Source organism: Providencia xihuensis, assembly GCF_041953405.1.
Classification (GTDB): Bacteria; Pseudomonadota; Gammaproteobacteria; order Enterobacterales; family Enterobacteriaceae; genus Providencia; species Providencia vermicola.
Map to the genome: position 1 here is coordinate 1,017,481 of NZ_CP169565.1, position 16,864 is coordinate 1,034,344.

The 16,864-nt window shown below is 42.2% G+C and carries 13 protein-coding genes and 4 tRNA genes; 16 read left to right on the forward strand and 1 reads right to left on the reverse strand.

What is annotated here, in order from left to right:
• The first annotated feature begins 13 nt into the window (after positions 1-13).
• The 16 genes from crl (at position 14) to luxS (ending at position 15,490) form a co-directional block, all read left to right on the forward strand.
• Positions 14-415 carry a sigma factor-binding protein Crl gene (crl, locus tag ACE2AL_RS04440; protein ID WP_206084764.1) on the forward strand — a complete coding sequence of 134 codons (402 nt, stop codon included), beginning with the start codon at positions 14-16 and terminating at the stop codon, positions 413-415.
• Positions 416-531: 116 nt separating this feature from the next.
• Entirely contained in the window at positions 532-1,635 is a 1,104-nt protein-coding gene (gene proB, locus ACE2AL_RS04445) for a glutamate 5-kinase (RefSeq protein WP_206084765.1), read from the forward strand.
• A gap of 2 nt (positions 1,636-1,637) precedes the next feature.
• On the forward strand, positions 1,638-2,891 hold the full coding sequence (gene proA, locus ACE2AL_RS04450; protein WP_206084766.1) for a glutamate-5-semialdehyde dehydrogenase: 1,254 nt from the start codon (positions 1,638-1,640) through the stop codon (positions 2,889-2,891).
• Positions 2,892-3,003: 112 nt separating this feature from the next.
• Entirely contained in the window at positions 3,004-3,501 is a 498-nt protein-coding gene (gene aroL, locus ACE2AL_RS04455; RefSeq protein ID WP_206084795.1) for a shikimate kinase AroL, read from the forward strand.
• 148 nt (positions 3,502-3,649) lie between these two features.
• Positions 3,650-5,797, forward strand: a complete 2,148-nt coding sequence (aas, locus tag ACE2AL_RS04460; protein ID WP_206084767.1) for a bifunctional acyl-ACP--phospholipid O-acyltransferase/long-chain-fatty-acid--ACP ligase — start codon at positions 3,650-3,652, stop codon at positions 5,795-5,797.
• Between the two features lies 1 nt (position 5,798).
• Positions 5,799-7,001 carry a lysophospholipid transporter LplT gene (gene lplT / locus ACE2AL_RS04465; protein ID WP_375084051.1) on the forward strand — a complete coding sequence of 401 codons (1,203 nt, stop codon included), beginning with the start codon at positions 5,799-5,801 and terminating at the stop codon, positions 6,999-7,001.
• A 15-nt stretch (positions 7,002-7,016) separates the two neighbouring features.
• Positions 7,017-7,520 carry a nicotinamide-nucleotide amidase gene (pncC, locus tag ACE2AL_RS04470; protein WP_206084769.1) on the forward strand — a complete coding sequence of 168 codons (504 nt, stop codon included), beginning with the start codon at positions 7,017-7,019 and terminating at the stop codon, positions 7,518-7,520.
• Between the two features lie 104 nt (positions 7,521-7,624).
• Entirely contained in the window at positions 7,625-8,692 is a 1,068-nt protein-coding gene (gene recA, locus ACE2AL_RS04475) for a recombinase RecA (RefSeq protein ID WP_206084770.1), read from the forward strand.
• A gap of 326 nt (positions 8,693-9,018) precedes the next feature.
• On the forward strand, positions 9,019-11,646 hold the full coding sequence (gene alaS, locus ACE2AL_RS04480; RefSeq protein ID WP_272539833.1) for an alanine--tRNA ligase: 2,628 nt from the start codon (positions 9,019-9,021) through the stop codon (positions 11,644-11,646).
• 231 nt (positions 11,647-11,877) lie between these two features.
• Positions 11,878-12,063 carry a carbon storage regulator CsrA gene (gene csrA, locus ACE2AL_RS04485; protein ID WP_004264815.1) on the forward strand — a complete coding sequence of 62 codons (186 nt, stop codon included), beginning with the start codon at positions 11,878-11,880 and terminating at the stop codon, positions 12,061-12,063.
• Positions 12,064-12,498: 435 nt separating this feature from the next.
• Positions 12,499-12,591 (forward strand) — tRNA-Ser (locus ACE2AL_RS04490).
• An 11-nt stretch (positions 12,592-12,602) separates the two neighbouring features.
• Positions 12,603-12,679 (forward strand) — tRNA-Arg (locus ACE2AL_RS04495).
• Between the two features lie 145 nt (positions 12,680-12,824).
• Positions 12,825-12,901, forward strand: a tRNA-Arg gene (locus tag ACE2AL_RS04500).
• 90 nt (positions 12,902-12,991) lie between these two features.
• Positions 12,992-13,068, forward strand: a tRNA-Arg gene (locus ACE2AL_RS04505).
• A 186-nt stretch (positions 13,069-13,254) separates the two neighbouring features.
• Entirely contained in the window at positions 13,255-14,820 is a 1,566-nt protein-coding gene (gshA, locus tag ACE2AL_RS04510; protein ID WP_206084772.1) for a glutamate--cysteine ligase, read from the forward strand.
• Positions 14,821-14,974: 154 nt separating this feature from the next.
• Positions 14,975-15,490, forward strand: a complete 516-nt coding sequence (luxS, locus tag ACE2AL_RS04515; RefSeq protein ID WP_206084773.1) for an S-ribosylhomocysteine lyase — start codon at positions 14,975-14,977, stop codon at positions 15,488-15,490.
• Positions 15,491-15,556: 66 nt separating this feature from the next.
• Here luxS and ACE2AL_RS04520 read toward each other — a convergent pair whose 3' ends face one another.
• Entirely contained in the window at positions 15,557-16,843 is a 1,287-nt protein-coding gene (locus ACE2AL_RS04520; RefSeq protein ID WP_206084774.1) for a CNNM domain-containing protein, read from the reverse strand.
• Between the last annotated feature and the right edge of the window lie 21 nt (positions 16,844-16,864).

Consider the following 16,864-nt stretch of genomic DNA (forward strand, 5'->3'; position numbering starts at 1 on the left):
GGAGATCCTTAACATGGCTTTACCGACTGATTACACAAATGGAAAATATTTAAAGAAATTTGCAGCGATAGGTCCGTATTTAAGAGAAAAACAATGCTTAAATGGTTGTTACATATTTGATAGCTTGGTTGTGTGTGTGAATGCCAACATAGCACCTGAAAAACGTGAATTTTGGGGATGGTGGTTAAAGTTAATTGCAACTGATGCAGGTTTTGAATTTACTTACCATTTAGGGCTGTACAATGGGCATGGCAGTTGGCAGGTTAAAGCATTAAAAGACAATGCAACCACGGAAGCTGTCGAAAAGAATTTGGTCTCTTTTCACCAAAACCTTACTAAGCAATTATCTGACCTTGAATTAAGCCTCTTTCCTTCACCGCTAATGTTAGAATTAAAATTGGAATTAAGCGCATAAATTTGTTTTAAACCAACTTTTGTTGAATTTTGCGTTATGCCTGTTGGCATAACGCGCTTCTCCTGATAAAAATGATACCTACTTTTTGTTTTATTAATCCTAATGGCAGAAAAATGATGAAAAATAGCCAGACGCTGGTCGTTAAGTTAGGTACCAGTGTACTTACAGGGGGCTCGCGTCGTTTAAATCAAGCTCATATTGTTGAGTTGGTCAGACAATGCGCGCAGCAATATGAAAAAGGGCACCGTATTATTATCGTGACATCTGGGGCAATTGCCGCAGGTCGCGAGCACTTAAATTACCCCGAACTGCCAGCGACCATTGCATCTAAGCAGTTGCTCGCGGCGGTTGGTCAAAGTCGCCTTATTCAATTATGGGAAAGGTTATTCTCTATTTATGGTATCCATATCGGACAAATGTTGCTAACTCGTGCGGATTTAGAAGACAGAGAACGTTTTTTAAATGCGAGGGACACCTTACAAGCGTTGCTTGATAATGGAATCATTCCTGTTATCAATGAAAATGATGCGGTTGCAACTGCGGAAATAAAAGTGGGCGATAATGATAACTTATCTGCCCTCGCTGCAATTCTCGGTGATGCAGATAAATTGTTATTACTGACAGATATTGAGGGGCTGTATGACGCGGATCCTCGTAGTAACCCAGATGCAAAATTGATCCCTGAAGTGTATGGTATTAATGATGAACTCAGGGAAATGGCGGGTGGTAGCGTAAGTGGCTTAGGAACGGGTGGAATGGCCACTAAGTTGCAAGCTGCGGATGTTGCAGGCCGTGCGGGTATTGATGTGGTGATTGCGGCGGGCAATAAGCCTGATGTCATTAATGCAGTCATTGAAAATATTCCAGTGGGAACCCGTTTTTACGGGCAGAAAAACCCCATGGAAAACCGTAAACGCTGGATTTTTGGTGCACCAGCGGCGGGTGATGTGTACATTGATGACGGTGCTCAACTGGCGATTATGGAAAAAGGTAGCTCATTATTGCCAAAAGGTATTAAGAAAATCGAGGGGGATTTCTCTCGTGGCGCAGTGATCCGCATCCGCAATATGGCGGGGAAAGACCTTGCTCATGGCGTCACCCATTATAACAGTGACGCACTCAGAATGATTGCAGGTCAACATTCTCAAGATATAAACAAGATACTTGGCTATGAGCACGGCTCTGTGGCTGTTCATCGCGATGATATGATAGTGAGTTAATTATGTTAGAAACAATGGGCAAAGCAGCAAGGGCTGCATCATGGCAATTAGCTCAGCTAAGCACCAAACAAAAAAATGCAGCATTACTGCAAATTGCGGATTTATTAGAGCAAGAAAGTGCAATAATTTTGGCCGCAAACAAAAAAGACATGGAACAAGCAAGAGCGAGTGGCATGACCGAAGCGCTGCAAGACCGCTTGTTATTAACACCAGAGCGCTTAAAAAATATCGCTGATGATGTCCGAAAAGTATGCCAACTTGCAGACCCAGTAGGCCAAGTGATTGATGGCAGCAAGCTAGATAGTGGTTTAAATTTGCAGCGTCGTCGTGTTCCATTGGGTGTGGTTGGCGTTATCTACGAAGCGCGTCCTAATGTCACTGTCGATGTGGCTTCTTTGTGCCTAAAAACAGGCAATGCGGCGATTATGCGTGGTGGGAAAGAAACCCATAATACAAATCTGGCAGTTGTCAGCGTGATCCAAAAAGCCTTAAAAAATAGTGGGTTGCCAGCAGAAGCGGTGCAAGCGATTAACAACCCTGATCGAGAACTCGTGGCGCAATTACTGAAATTGGATCGTTACGTCGACATGCTAATCCCTCGCGGTGGTGCAGGGTTACATAAGTTATGCCGTGAACAATCAACTATTCCTGTGATCACAGGCGGAATTGGTGTGTGCCATACTTTTGTTGATGAGTCTGTCAATTTTGATAAAGCCATCAATGTCATTATTAATGCAAAAGTACAGCGCCCAAGTGCCTGTAACTCACTTGAAACATTGCTCGTTCACAAAAATATTGCCGCTGAATTCTTGCCATTACTCAGTGAGAAAATGGCAGAGCAACAAGTCACTTTACATGCCAGCGCACAAGCGATGCCATTCTTACAACAAGGCCCAGCAAAAGTGGTTGATGTTAAACCTGAAAACTTAGTTGATGAGTGGTTGTCGCTGGACTTAAATGTGGAAATTGTTACCGATGTGGATGCGGCTATCGACCACATTCGCCATTATGGTACCGCACACTCAGACGCTATTTTGACAGAATCGATCAGCCAAGCGGATTATTTTGTACAGTGTGTTGATTCAGCAGCAGTTTACGTGAATGCGAGCACACGCTTTACGGACGGTGGGCAGTTTGGTTTAGGCGCTGAAGTTGCGGTGAGTACGCAAAAATTACATTCACGGGGCCCTATGGGGCTGGATGCATTAACAACCTATAAGTGGATTGGTTATGGCGATTTTTTAAATCGCCCATAGAAGTTGATATACAAAATGAGAAAGCCACACAAGTGAAGTGTGGCTTTCTTTTTTATGGTTTGCCATGTTTGGCAACATTTTATTAGTATTCATGATGATGGGATGGAAATTAATGTTTTACATTATCGGTCCAAGAGGTTCAGGTAAAACAACAATTGGGAAATTATTTGCCGAATCTAAAGGCTACCAATTTGTTGATACAGACAAGTTAATACTTGAAAAAGCAGGTAAAAGTATTGCAGAAATTGTTGAGCAGCATGGTTGGGATTATTTTCGACAGCTAGAAAGTGAAATTTTAAAATCAATTGCACAAGATGATGTGATTATTTCTACAGGGGGAGGGATAATCCTTGCTGACGAAAACCAAAAAGTGATGCGAGACAATGGGACGGTGATCTATTTAAATGCCAAGCCTGAAATTTTGGCTAAACGCCTTGCCGCAGAGCCCCAAGCAGATCAACGGCCAAGCCTAACGGGTAAATCTTTAGTAGAAGAAATTGCAGAGGTTATGCAGCAACGGGAGCCTATTTACCGCGCGACTGCTCATTATATTATTGATGCGACCCAACCTATTGACGAAATTATCGCGCAACTTAATGATTTATCTTAAACTCATTATAGAAAGCGGCTTTTCCATATCGGGTGTTTTCGGATTATACCCCTAGTGGAGAGCATATTGGTCAGTAAGATAAGTGTTATTACGGCATAACAATATTTTGGTAGCATACAAAAATATAATCATAATATAGGGATTCATTATGTTGGTGAAAATAATCAAAGCCATCCTTACATTTTTATTTCGTGTTGAAGTTATTGGTGATGCGAAAGAGTTTGATCAAGATAAATGCTTGATTACACCCAACCACGTCTCTTTTTTAGATGGTGTTTTGATCGCGCTTTTTCTCCCTGTAAAACCTGTATTTGCCGTTTACTCAACCTTTGCAACACCTAAAATGGTGAAGCGCCTTAAGCCTTATGTTGATATTGTCCCTCTTGACCCTGCCAATCCATTGGGTATTCGCCACCTCGTTAAAGAGGTAGAAAAAGGGCGCCCGATCGTTATCTTCCCTGAAGGGCGAATTTCGGTGCATGGCTCTTTAATGAAAATCTATGAGGGCGCGGCGTTTGTTGCCGCTAAATCTGCAGCAAAAATTGTTCCTATTCGTATTGAAGGAGCAGAACGCAGTCACTTTGGGCGCTTAAAAGGAATTATTCCGTTAAAATGGTTCCCAAAAATTACCTTGCACATTTTACCTGCGCAAACTATTCCGATGCCAGAAGCGCCAAAATCGGTTGAGCGCCGTGCACTCGCGGGCGAACATCTGTATCAAATCATGAAGTCTGCACGTATGGCTTGTTTGCCACAAGTGACGCTGGTTGAAGAGTTTATCGGCAGTGTTCAACGTTTTGGTCGCCGCACACCTTGTATTGAAGACATTGCATTTAAAGAAGACTCGTACCAAACATTGCTGAAGAAAACGCTAGGGGTAGGGCGTATTATTGAGCGTTATACCCATGAAAATGAGCGTGTTGGTCTTTTGCTACCGAATGCAACAGTGACGGCAGCCGCAATTTTTGGGGCATTGATGAGAGGTCGTGTCCCTGCGATGTTAAATTACACTGCGGGTAGTCATGGAATTAGTAATGCACTTAAAGCTTCAGCAGCTAAAGTGGTGTTCACTTCGCGACAATTTCTTGAAAAAGGGAATCTCACCCATATTCCAGAGCAAGTTCCTGAAGCTAATTGGATTTACCTTGAAGATTTAAAAGATACAGTGACTTGGCAGGATAAGCTATGGATTGTTAAGCACTTATTCAATCCACATAAAGCCATTATTCCGCGAAAAGCATCGGATGAAGCCATTGTCTTATTTACCTCTGGTTCTGAGGGGACACCAAAAGGTGTGGTGCATAGCCATGCCAGTTTGATGGCAAACGTTGAGCAAATTAAAACCATCGCTGACTTTACGCCGCGGGATCGTTTTATGTCATCCTTGCCATTGTTCCACGCATTTGGTTTAACCGTTGGTTTATTTATTCCTCTATTTTCGGGCAGTCGCGTTTTCCTGTACCCAAGCCCATTACATTACCGCATCATTCCTGAACTAGTGTATGACAAAAACTGTACAGTCTTGTTCGGTACATCAACATTCTTAGGGAATTACGCCCGTTTTGCTCACCAATATGATTTTGCTCGTTTACGTTATGTCGTTGCAGGCGCTGAAAAGCTTTCAGATAAAACGAAGAAAATTTGGTTTGAAAAATTCGGTATTCGTATCCTCGAAGGTTATGGCGTGACCGAATGTGCACCAATTGTCTCTATCAATGTTCCAATGGCGGCAAAAGAAGGCACGGTAGGGCAAATTTTACCTGAAATGGAAGCGCGTATTATCCCCATCTCTGGTATCGAAAATGGCGGTAAACTGCAACTTAAAGGCCCTAATATCATGAAAGGGTACTTACGTGTTGAAGCGCCAGGCGTGCTTGAAACGCCAAGGGCTGAAAACGCACAGGGCGAGGTAGAAGAAGGCTGGTACGATACAGGGGATATTGTTGAGTTGGATAATAAAAACTTCTGCACTATCAAAGGCCGTGTGAAACGTTTTGCGAAACTGGCAGGGGAAATGGTTTCCCTTGAAAGCATTGAACAGATGGTTGCCGCTTTGTCGCCAAATGCAAATCATGGCGTAGTGACAAAACCAGATAGTAGCAAAGGTGAGGCGCTAGTGTTGTTTACTACCGATAAAGAGTTAGATAGAAGTGCGTTATCGGCGGCGGCGAAAAGCAGAGGATTAACTGAGCTTGCGGTTCCCCGTGATATTCGTTTTGTGAAAGAGTTACCTGTGCTAGGTAGTGGAAAAACGGATTTTGTCACACTGAAACAAATGGCCTTAAAGGATGCCTAATATGCAAGAAAGTACCTCGAATTTACCGTTGATGAGCCGAGGAATGAAGGCCGTTTTAGCGTCTCAGTTTCTCTCTGCATTTGCGGATAACGCACTGTTATTTGCTATATTAGCGCAACTCAAAGCTGAATTTTATCCAGAATGGAGTCACCCTATTTTACAAATGGTGTTTGTGTTTACTTACATCGTTTTAGCCCCATTTGTTGGGCAAATTGCCGATAGATTCTCCAAAGGGCGCGTGATGTTGTTCTCCAATATTTTTAAATTTATTGGAGCGCTAGGGATTTGCTTTGGGTTAAATCCGTTCCTTTGTTATGGATTAGTGGGGATTGGTGCAGCATCTTATTCACCTGCTAAATACGGTATCTTAGGCGAATTAACAGGGGGAGATAACCTTGTTAAAGCCAATGGTGTGATGGAAGCCTCGACAATTGCGGCAATCTTAGTGGGTTCTGTTGTTGGGGGAATGCTTTCCGATATCAATCTCTTATTAGCGTTAGGGACATGTGCGATTTTATATGCACTGGCGGTTATTGCTAACGTCTTTATTCCACATCTTGTGGCGGCAAGGCCAGGAAAAGGCTGGGATCTCAAATTACTGGTCACAGATTTTTTTCAAGCATGCCGTATTTTATGGGCAAATCAGGAAAGCCGTTTTTCGCTAGTTGGAACCAGCCTGTTCTGGGGCGCTGGGGTCACATTACGTTTTTTATTAGTTGCTTGGGTACCTGTAGCTTTAGGTTTACAAGATAACACAACACCAACTATCTTAAATGCGATGGTTGCTGTGGGGATTGTTGCAGGGGCAGGGCTTGCGGCTAAATTTATTACCTTGAAAACAGTTTACCGCTGTATTCCAGCAGGGGTTATTATTGGTGTGATGGTGGTGTTACTTTCCTTGCAAACTAATATTATTCCATCCTACTTTATCTTGATTACTTTAGGGGTATTTGGTGGGTTATTTGTTGTGCCCCTAAATGCTTTACTACAAGATAAAGGAAAGGAAACCGTTGGTGCAGGAAATGCCATTGCAGTACAGAACTTAGGCGAAAACAGCGCGATGCTGATTATGCTAGGCTTATATTCATTGGCAATTAAGGGCGGCTTATCTGTGGTGAATGCAGGTATTGGTTTTGGTGCCGTATTTACGATTGCGATTGCAGGCTTATGGATCTGGGATCGCGCTCGTAAAACAAAGATGTAAAAGGCGGATTACATAATGGTAGATGAGACGCGACTCGAAACATTAAGTATTCAGATTGGGCAAAAACTGAAAGCGCAAGGTAAAACAGTCACTACTGCAGAGTCTTGCACGGGGGGTTGGATTGCAAAGGTGCTGACCGATATTGCTGGAAGTTCGGATTACTTCCAGCGTGGCTTTGTCACTTATAGTAACGAAGCTAAACATCAAATGATTGGTGTGACTGACGCATCTTTGCAACAATTTGGCGCTGTTAGCCAGCAAGTGGTAGAAGAAATGGCATCAGGGGCACTGAAAGAAGCAACAGCCGATTTTGCGATTTCAGTCAGTGGTATTGCAGGCCCTGGTGGCGGTAGTATAGACAAACCCGTTGGAACTGTATGGTTTGGTTTTGCCCAAAAACAGGTAGATGGTGCGGTGTTGGTTATCGCTAGGCATCGTGTATTTCAAGGTGATAGAAATCAAATTCGTTTTCAATCAACAGGTTATGCTCTAGAAACGCTTTTGAGTCTGTTAAATTAAAAATTTCCTTGATACTGTATGATTATACAGTATAATTAGTTCCAACAAATCAAATTCAATCGTTTTATTCGCAGTGGCAAGGCCATTGCACTTAGGGAGTAAACATGGCTATTGATGAAAACAAACAAAAAGCACTGGCTGCGGCACTGGGTCAAATTGAAAAGCAATTTGGTAAAGGTTCCATTATGCGTCTTGGTGAAGACCGTTCAATGGATGTTGAAACCATTTCAACGGGTTCTTTATCTCTTGACGTTGCATTAGGTGCTGGTGGCCTGCCATTAGGTCGTATTGTTGAAATCTACGGTCCAGAATCTTCAGGTAAAACCACCCTAACCTTACAAGTCATCGCTGCTGCACAACGCAGTGGTAAAACCTGTGCATTTATCGATGCCGAGCACGCACTTGACCCTATCTACGCGAAGAAACTCGGCGTTGATATCGATAACTTACTGTGTTCTCAGCCAGACACTGGTGAACAAGCGCTCGAAATCTGTGATGCTCTGACTCGGTCAGGTGCTGTTGACGTTATTATCGTTGACTCCGTTGCTGCATTAACCCCTAAAGCGGAAATAGAAGGTGAGATTGGTGATTCTCACATGGGGCTTGCTGCACGTATGATGAGCCAAGCAATGCGTAAATTAGCAGGTAACTTAAAAACCTCAAATACGCTTCTGATCTTCATCAACCAAATTCGTATGAAAATTGGTGTAATGTTCGGCAACCCAGAAACAACAACGGGTGGTAATGCACTGAAATTCTACGCATCTGTTCGTTTAGATATCCGTCGTATTGGCGCGGTGAAAAATGGTGAAGAAATTGTCGGTAGTGAAACTCGCGTTAAAGTGGTGAAAAATAAAGTTGCGGCGCCATTTAAACAAGCGGAATTTCAAATTCTTTACGGTGAAGGGATTAATACCTTTGGTGAACTAATTGACCTGGGTGTTAAACACAAGCTAATTGAAAAAGCGGGTGCTTGGTATAGCTATAACGGCGATAAAATTGGTCAAGGTAAAGCTAACTCAACGACTTATTTAAAAGAACATCCTGAAGTTGCGCAAGAAATTGACACAAAACTGCGAGAAATGTTACTCAATCATACTGGTGAGTTTAGCAGTGCTGCAACAGACTTTATCAGTGATTCTGATGAAGAAGAAACACCAGAAGAATTTTAATTATTAGCTAGTGACTTGATTAATCATTAGATTATAGGCGCCGCTCTTATTGAGTAGCGCCTTTTTTATTTTTTCCAATCGTAATAATAGTTTATTCAACAGTTTTTCTGTGGAAAAATACGCTGGCCAGAGGTATAAACATACTTTCAGAAAATATCTAGACGCTTTACAATGAAAGCCACGAATGGATGTAGCTATAATTTTACTTCTATGCAAAGAGACTTTATCTTATCAGTCACTTTTTAATCGGAGAGTTGATTAGAGGTGATGTTACACTCCATCTCAACAATTCATAATTCTGTTTCCAGCTTGATATCGGGATAAATATGAGTAAAAGCACCGCTGAGATCCGCCAAGCGTTTCTCGACTTTTTTCATACAAAAGGTCATCAGGTGGTCACCAGCAGTTCGCTAGTGCCTAACAATGACCCGACACTATTGTTCACAAACGCAGGGATGAACCAGTTCAAAGATGTATTTCTTGGCCTGGATAAAAGAGCATATTCCCGAGCGACAACTGCACAACGCTGTGTGCGTGCAGGTGGTAAACATAACGACTTAGAAAATGTAGGTTATACAGCTCGTCACCACACATTCTTTGAAATGTTAGGTAACTTCAGCTTTGGTGACTACTTTAAGCACGATGCAATTCGCTTTGCTTGGGAATTACTGACAAGTGAAGCATGGTTTAACCTGCCAAAAGAAAGATTGTGGGTCACTGTTTATGCAACAGATGATGAAGCCTATGATATTTGGAATAAAGAAATTGGTGTTCCAGTAGAGCGTATTATCCGTATCGGTGATAACAAAGGCGCACCTTATGCTTCAGATAACTTCTGGCAGATGGGTGATACCGGTCCTTGCGGCCCTTGTACTGAAATTTTCTATGATCATGGCGATCATATCTGGGGTGGCCCTCCAGGAAGCCCAGAAGAAGACGGTGACCGATATATTGAAATCTGGAACCTTGTCTTCATGCAGTTTAACCGTCAATCAGACGGTACCATGGAACCATTGCCGAAACCTTCTGTCGATACAGGAATGGGCTTAGAGCGTATCTCTGCGGTACTGCAACACGTCAATTCAAACTATGACATTGATATTTTCCGTGAATTAATTGCAGCGGCAGCGAAAGCGACAGGTGCTACCGATCTGGAAAATAAATCACTGCGTGTTATTGCTGACCATATTCGTTCTTGTGCTTTCCTTGTTAGTGATGGTGTTATTCCATCAAACGAAGGTCGTGGCTATGTTCTGCGTCGTATTATTCGTCGTGCCGTTCGTCATGGTTACATGCTCGGTGCTAAAGAAACGTTTTTCTACAAATTAGTTGCTCCATTGATCAAAGTGATGGGCTCGGCTGCTGAAGAACTTCAACGTCAACAAGCCATGGTTGAAAAAGTTCTGAAGACAGAAGAAGAGCAATTTGCACGTACTTTAGAGCGTGGCTTGCAATTATTAGATGAAGAACTGGCATCTTTAAAAGGGGATACCCTTGATGGTGAGGCTGCATTCCGCCTCTATGATACTTACGGTTTCCCAATCGACTTAACCGCTGATGTGTGCCGTGAGCGCAATATCAAAGTGGATGAAGACGGTTTTGAGCGTGCGATGGAAGACCAGCGTCGTCGTGCAAGAGAATCGAGTGGTTTTGGCGCTGACTATAACTCATTAATCAAAGTTGATAAGCACAGCGAATTCTCAGGTTACCAATATGATGAGCAACAAGCGACCATCACCGCATTATATAAAGATGGTCAGCCTGTTGATAGCTTAAATGTAGGTGAAGAAGGCTTAGTTATTCTTGATAAAACCGCATTTTATGCCGAATCAGGTGGTCAGGTTGGGGACATTGGTTTCTTAAATAATGACAATGCTCGCTTCAATGTGACAGACACACAAAAATATGGTCAAGCAATTGGGCATATCGGTAAAGTCGAATCAGGCTCATTAGTTGTTAACCATCGTATTACCGCTGTGGTTGATAGCGCAAGGCGTAATGCTATTCGTTTGAATCACTCTGCAACGCACTTATTACATGCTGCGTTACGTCAAGTACTTGGCGAACATGTATCTCAAAAAGGTTCACTTGTTAATGACAAGTACCTGCGTTTTGACTTCTCACATTTTGAAGCTATGACCCAAGCGCAACTCCGCCAAGTTGAAGACATTGTAAATGCTCAAATTCGCCAAAATTCAGAAATTGAAACTGAGTTGATGGATTTAGAGGGGGCGAAAGCGAAAGGGGCTATGGCATTATTCGGTGAAAAATACGAAGAACGTGTTCGCGTATTGAGTATGGGCGATTTTTCTATTGAATTGTGCGGTGGTACACACGCAAAACGTACCGGTGATATTGGCCTGTTCCGTATTCTGAGTGAATCAGGAACAGCTGCGGGTGTTCGCCGTATTGAAGCAACAACAGGTGTAATGGCGATTGAAAGTGTTCACCATCAATCAGAACAGCTTTCGGCAATCGCTCACCTATTAAAAGGTGATATTAATAGTCTCGTTGAGAAAGTGAAATCTACGTTAGACAAATCTCGTCAGCTAGAAAAAGAGATTTTGCAACTAAAAGATCAACAAGCTTCTCAAGAAAGTGCTTCACTAAGTAGCAAAGCAAAAGATGTGAAAGGCGTCAAATTGTTAGTGAACCAATTAAGCGATACTGATCCTAAGCTATTGAGAACTATGGTTGATGATCTGAAAAATCAGTTGAAATCAGCGATTATCGTGCTTTCAACAACAAGTGGTGATAAAGTCAGTATGATCGTTGGTGTGACTAATGATTTGACTGCTAAAGTTAAAGCAGGTGACTTGATCTCTTATGTTGCACAACAAGTAGGTGGTAAAGGTGGTGGGCGGCCTGACATGGCACAGGCAGGCGGCACTGATGTAAGTGCATTACCTGCTGCAATGGCTAGTGTTGAAGAGTGGGTTGAATCACGACTGTAAGTACTTACCAAAAGTTGCCTTGTAGGAATATAAGGCAACTTTAAATCTGTTGCGGCATTGTTAATGTATTACTTGTAGTGCTATATTTTGCTTGTAAATAATTAGAATGATTGCCTTGATGGCATCAATGCTTTAGGTGCATGTCATTACTTTACGTTTTCACGGTGTGTGATGGACAATAGCGGGGGATACCTAGAGACCCGACTCTTTTAATATTTCAAGGAGCAAAGAATGCTTATTCTGACTCGTCGAGTTGGTGAAACACTCATGATAGGCGATGAGGTAACAGTTACTGTATTGGGTGTTAAAGGCAACCAAGTTCGTATTGGTGTTAATGCCCCAAAAGAAGTTTCTGTTCACCGTGAAGAAATTTATCAACGGATCCAGGCCGAAAAGACTCAACCAGATAATCAATAATAATGAATAAGCGTCCAATGATTGATCACACAGCAAGAATGGGCGCTTGTCTTACTGCGTTTTAAAAAATTTCACGTTCTCAAACTTCGTTTTATTTGCTTCACTCACTTATTTTGTTGAGCGTGATGAGGCATTGTAAACAAACACCTTTTCATCTTTGTTTATAATTGCGCCGTATCATGGTAGCGAGCAAATAATTTTTTGGTTCAAAAGCAATTTTATCTCTCTCATTTTTATTCATAAAGTAAGTTATTTAAGGGCTGAAAAAGTTCTTTTTCGGTGTTAAACTAAGCATCTTGCTTGTGAAATGTGCAAACAGACTGCGGAATGCAAAAAGTTTGGAAAAATTGTTTGACTTCTAAGTCTAGGAAAGTAATATGTGCGCCACACAGAGACGAGATGTTTGAAAAAACAAATCGTGTGTAACTAAAATATGGTGAGGTGGCCGAGAGGCTGAAGGCGCTCCCCTGCTAAGGGAGTATGCGGTCAAAAGCTGCATCGAGGGTTCGAATCCCTCCCTCACCGCCATTTTAGATTATGCATCCGTAGCTCAGCTGGATAGAGTACTCGGCTACGAACCGAGCGGTCGGAGGTTCGAATCCTCCCGGATGCACCATATTAACCCTACAGGGAAACCTAGTTGGGTTTTATTTTGGTTCTACTTAGTAAGCAATCAAAATAGTGTGGTAACGAAGAAACTGATTTACAGAAGTAGATGTTGATAAGAAGTTTGAGAGAGAAGCACGTCTTGCAGTAACTATGCATCCGTAGCTCAGCTGGATAGAGTACTCGGCTACGAACCGAGCGGTCGGAGGTTCGAATCCTCCCGGATGCACCATCTCTTAGCTAATTAGTTAGCGTATCAATAATCCATTTAGTGTAGACATTCTCAGTTATTGAATTAATCGATATTTGTCGACAGAATTTTGCATCCGTAGCTCAGCTGGATAGAGTACTCGGCTACGAACCGAGCGGTCGGAGGTTCGAATCCTCCCGGATGCACCATCATAAGAAAGACTCCTCAATTTGAGGAGTTTTTTTTTGCCTGAAAAGTCAATTAAATAACATTTCCGATGCATCTTTTGTTTTAATCCCTCCTAAACCACACATCTAGACAGCGACAATTTATGTGATTTAAGCTAAAGTAATTGCCTTAATAAAATAAATTAACATCACAGGCGGGAGGTCGATTTGATCCCGGACGTATCGAAAGCGCTCTCATGGTTAGAGGCGCACCCAGAAACACTAAATGGTATTCAACGTGGTATTGAGCGCGAAACATTGCGTGTGACGCCTACAGGCTCAATTGCAGAAACGTTGCACCCTGAAGGGCTGGGACAAGCTTTAACACATAAATGGATCACGACAGATTTTGCGGAGTCCTTACTCGAATTTATTACTCCTGTAGATAAAAGCATTAGCCATAACTTGGCTTTTCTCAGGGATTTACATCGCTATACTGCACGTCACCTTCAAGATGAAAGAATGTGGCCACTCAGTATGCCGTGCTTTATCGAAAGTGAAGATAAAATCACTCTTGCTCAATATGGTACTTCTAACGTCGGGCGCTTTAAAACCCTGTACCGTGAAGGCCTTAAAAATCGTTATGGCGCATTGATGCAGACGATAGCAGGGGTGCATTATAACTTTTCTTTGCCAACTGAGTTTTGGCAGGCATGGGCTGGTGTTGATGATCCTGAAAGTGAAAGCGGCAAAGAAAAAATTTCTGATGGCTATTTACGCTTGATCAGAAACTACTATCGCTTTGGCTGGGTGATCCCATATTTATTCGGTGCATCTCCTGCCATTTGTGGCTCTTTCTTAAAAGACAGAGATACCACGCTAACATTCGATAAAACAGAATGTGGAACTTACTATTTACCTTATGCGACATCTTTACGCATGAGCGACCTTGGTTATACCAATAAATCACAAAGCGATTTGAATATTACATTTAATAAGCTGGGTGAATACGTTGAAAATTTGAAAAAAGCCATTCATAAGCCTTCCGCTGAGTTTGAAAAGCTAGGTGTGAAAAAAGATGGTAAATACGTTCAGCTTAACTCTAACGTGTTGCAAATTGAAAATGAACTCTATGCCCCAATAAGACCTAAACGCGTCCCTAAAGGCACTGAGTCGCCTTCTGATGCGTTATTGCGTGGGGGCATCGAATACATTGAAGTGCGCTCTTTAGACATCAACCCGTTCAGTGCGATTGGTGTAAATGAAACCCAAGCGCGTTTTGTTGATCTATTCTTAATATGGTGCGTGCTTGCCGATGCGCCAGAAATGAATGCTCAGGAACTTGATTGTTGTCGTCAAAACTGGAACCGAGTGATCCTCGAAGGGCGCAAACCTGGCCAAGTGATTGGTTTTGGTTGTGGTAGCGAAGTGAAACCTTTAGTGGAAGTTGGCCAGCAGTTATTTAATGATTTGATTCGTGTCGCTGAAGTGCTCGACACTTGTTGTGACGCGAAATATCAAGATGTTTGCCATCAGTTTGTTGCGATGTTTGAAGACCCAACCCTAACATACTCTGCGTTAGTTATGGATGAGATGTTAGAAAAAGGCATCGGTGGTTACGGGTTAGAATTAGCTGAAAAATATTTTGAACAGTTAATTAATGAGCCGTATGAAGTGATCACGGAAGAACAGTTTGAACAAGCAAGGTTAGCTTCTATTGAGAAACAAGCGGCGATGGAACAGAGCGAAACTGAATCCTTTGAAGACTATCTACGCATTCACGCAGGACGCTAAAAGAAAGTGGCCACTCAAGGTGGCCAAATAAAAATCTCTTAGAGAATTAGGGATGATAACAAATTGCGCGTCTTTCATTAATTAAGACTCCGCATTTTCAAAATAGTTTCATTTATTTTAAAAATATATTTTTAATTTTTGAGGAGGTCACGAAATGCCATTATTAGATAGCTTTACTGTCGATCATACTCGCATGGCAGCGCCCGCTGTTCGTGTGGCAAAAACGATGAAAACGCCAAGTGGTGATACCATCACTGTTTTTGATTTGCGTTTTACCGTGCCAAATGAAGAGGCTATGACGGAAAAAGGGACTCACACATTAGAACACTTGTTTGCAGGTTTTATGCGTGACCACCTTAACGGTAACGGTGTCGAAATTATCGATATCTCCCCGATGGGCTGTCGTACAGGGTTTTATATGAGCTTGATTGGTCAGCCTGCTGAGCAGCGTGTTGCTGATGCATGGAAAGCCGCAATGGAAGATGTTTTAAACGTCAAAGACCAAAATAAAATCCCTGAGTTGAACGTATATCAGTGTGGTACTTATAAAATGCATTCACTGGAAGAAGCTCAGCAAATCGCACGTAATGTGTTGTCCTCAAATATTGGTATCAATAAAAATGACGATTTAGCATTACCTGCAGATAAGCTGGAACAGCTTCACGTTTAATCTCTTGGTGTGCTCTTATGAACAAAGCGCCTTAAACATGTTGGCGCTTTATTTTTGGTGAAAAGTTTATAAGTCGGGGACTTGCGAGCTAAAAGTGAGCGGGGTGATCCTCACTTGCTTGATGGTATTTTCATTCATCGCTAACACTTCAATCATGTAATGACCCACCACGATTTGCTCTTCAAGCTGCGGAATATCGCCAATGACCTCTAACACCATGCCGTTAACCGTCCTAGGGCCGTCTACAGGCAAATTCCAATCAAAAGCCTTATTTAGGTCACGGATATTAGCAGTGCCGTCCACCAGGACGCTACCATCACTTTGAGGTAGAACCTCTTCTGCTAAAGACGGTGACATCGATGTGGTAAAATCACCAACAATTTCTTCTAATATATCCTCTACTGTGATAAGTCCTTGAATTTCGCCATACTCATCCACAATAATCCCTAACTTTTCTTTTTTGTGTTGGAAATTAATGAGCTGAACATTTAGTGGTGTACTATTTGGGATGAAATAAATGTTATCTGAGGCTTTTATCAGGTTCTGTTTATTGAATTCTCGTTTTTCCATCATCAATCGATAAGCTTCTCGGACACGCAAAATCCCTATCGAATCATCGAGAGAATCGCGATAAAGCACAATTCGACCGTGGGGGGAATGTGTAAGTTGTCTTATAATTGACTTCCAATCATCATTAACATCAATGCCTACAATTTCATTTCTTGGCAGCATGATGTCACCCACCGTCACTTTGTCTAAATCCAGTATTGAAATCAGCATGTCTTGATTGCGGCGGCTAATTTTATGCTTTGATTCATTGACAATAGTACGCAGCTCTTCTTTGTTTACCGCATCTGTGCGAGCCGTTAAGGAGCGAATGCCTAAACAACGCAAAAGTAGTGAGGAAATAGTATTAAAGGTCCATACCACAGGCATCATAATGATTTGCAATGGCTTGAGAAAGTAGCTACTGGGGAAGGCGATTCTTTCTGGATAGAGCGCAGCTAATGTTTTTGGCATCACTTCCGCAAAAATAAGGATCACAAACGTTAAGATCCCAGTTGCCATCGCGACACCCGCGTTACCATATAAGCGAATACCAATGATGGTGGCTAAGGCTGAGGCGACGATATTAATTAAGTTATTGCCAATCAGGACAAGACTGAGCAGTTTGTCAGGGTGTTTTAGCAGTTTTTCGACTCGAATTGCCGAACGATTACCTTGTTTTGCCAAGTGTTTTAAACGATAGCGATTCAATGTCATCATCCCCGTCTCTGAGGCAGAGAAGTAGGCTGACATAAAAATTAAAACAATCAGTATGATGATTAGCGTACTGGTAGACACATCATCCAAAACAAGGTTCCTTATTACAAT

What these genes read in the sequence shown, in the direction of transcription:
- crl (WP_206084764.1), top strand. Translation starts at nt 14, where the DNA reads ATGGCTTTACCGACTGATTACACAAATGGAAAATATTTAAAGAAATTT.
- proB (WP_206084765.1), top strand. Translation starts at nt 532, where the DNA reads ATGAAAAATAGCCAGACGCTGGTCGTTAAGTTAGGTACCAGTGTACTT.
- proA (WP_206084766.1), top strand. Translation starts at nt 1,638, where the DNA reads ATGTTAGAAACAATGGGCAAAGCAGCAAGGGCTGCATCATGGCAATTA.
- aroL (WP_206084795.1), top strand. Translation starts at nt 3,004, where the DNA reads ATGTTTTACATTATCGGTCCAAGAGGTTCAGGTAAAACAACAATTGGG.
- aas (WP_206084767.1), top strand. Translation starts at nt 3,650, where the DNA reads ATGTTGGTGAAAATAATCAAAGCCATCCTTACATTTTTATTTCGTGTT.
- lplT (WP_375084051.1), top strand. Translation starts at nt 5,799, where the DNA reads ATGCAAGAAAGTACCTCGAATTTACCGTTGATGAGCCGAGGAATGAAG.
- pncC (WP_206084769.1), top strand. Translation starts at nt 7,017, where the DNA reads ATGGTAGATGAGACGCGACTCGAAACATTAAGTATTCAGATTGGGCAA.
- recA (WP_206084770.1), top strand. Translation starts at nt 7,625, where the DNA reads ATGGCTATTGATGAAAACAAACAAAAAGCACTGGCTGCGGCACTGGGT.
- alaS (WP_272539833.1), top strand. Translation starts at nt 9,019, where the DNA reads ATGAGTAAAAGCACCGCTGAGATCCGCCAAGCGTTTCTCGACTTTTTT.
- csrA (WP_004264815.1), top strand. Translation starts at nt 11,878, where the DNA reads ATGCTTATTCTGACTCGTCGAGTTGGTGAAACACTCATGATAGGCGAT.
- luxS (WP_206084773.1), top strand. Translation starts at nt 14,975, where the DNA reads ATGCCATTATTAGATAGCTTTACTGTCGATCATACTCGCATGGCAGCG.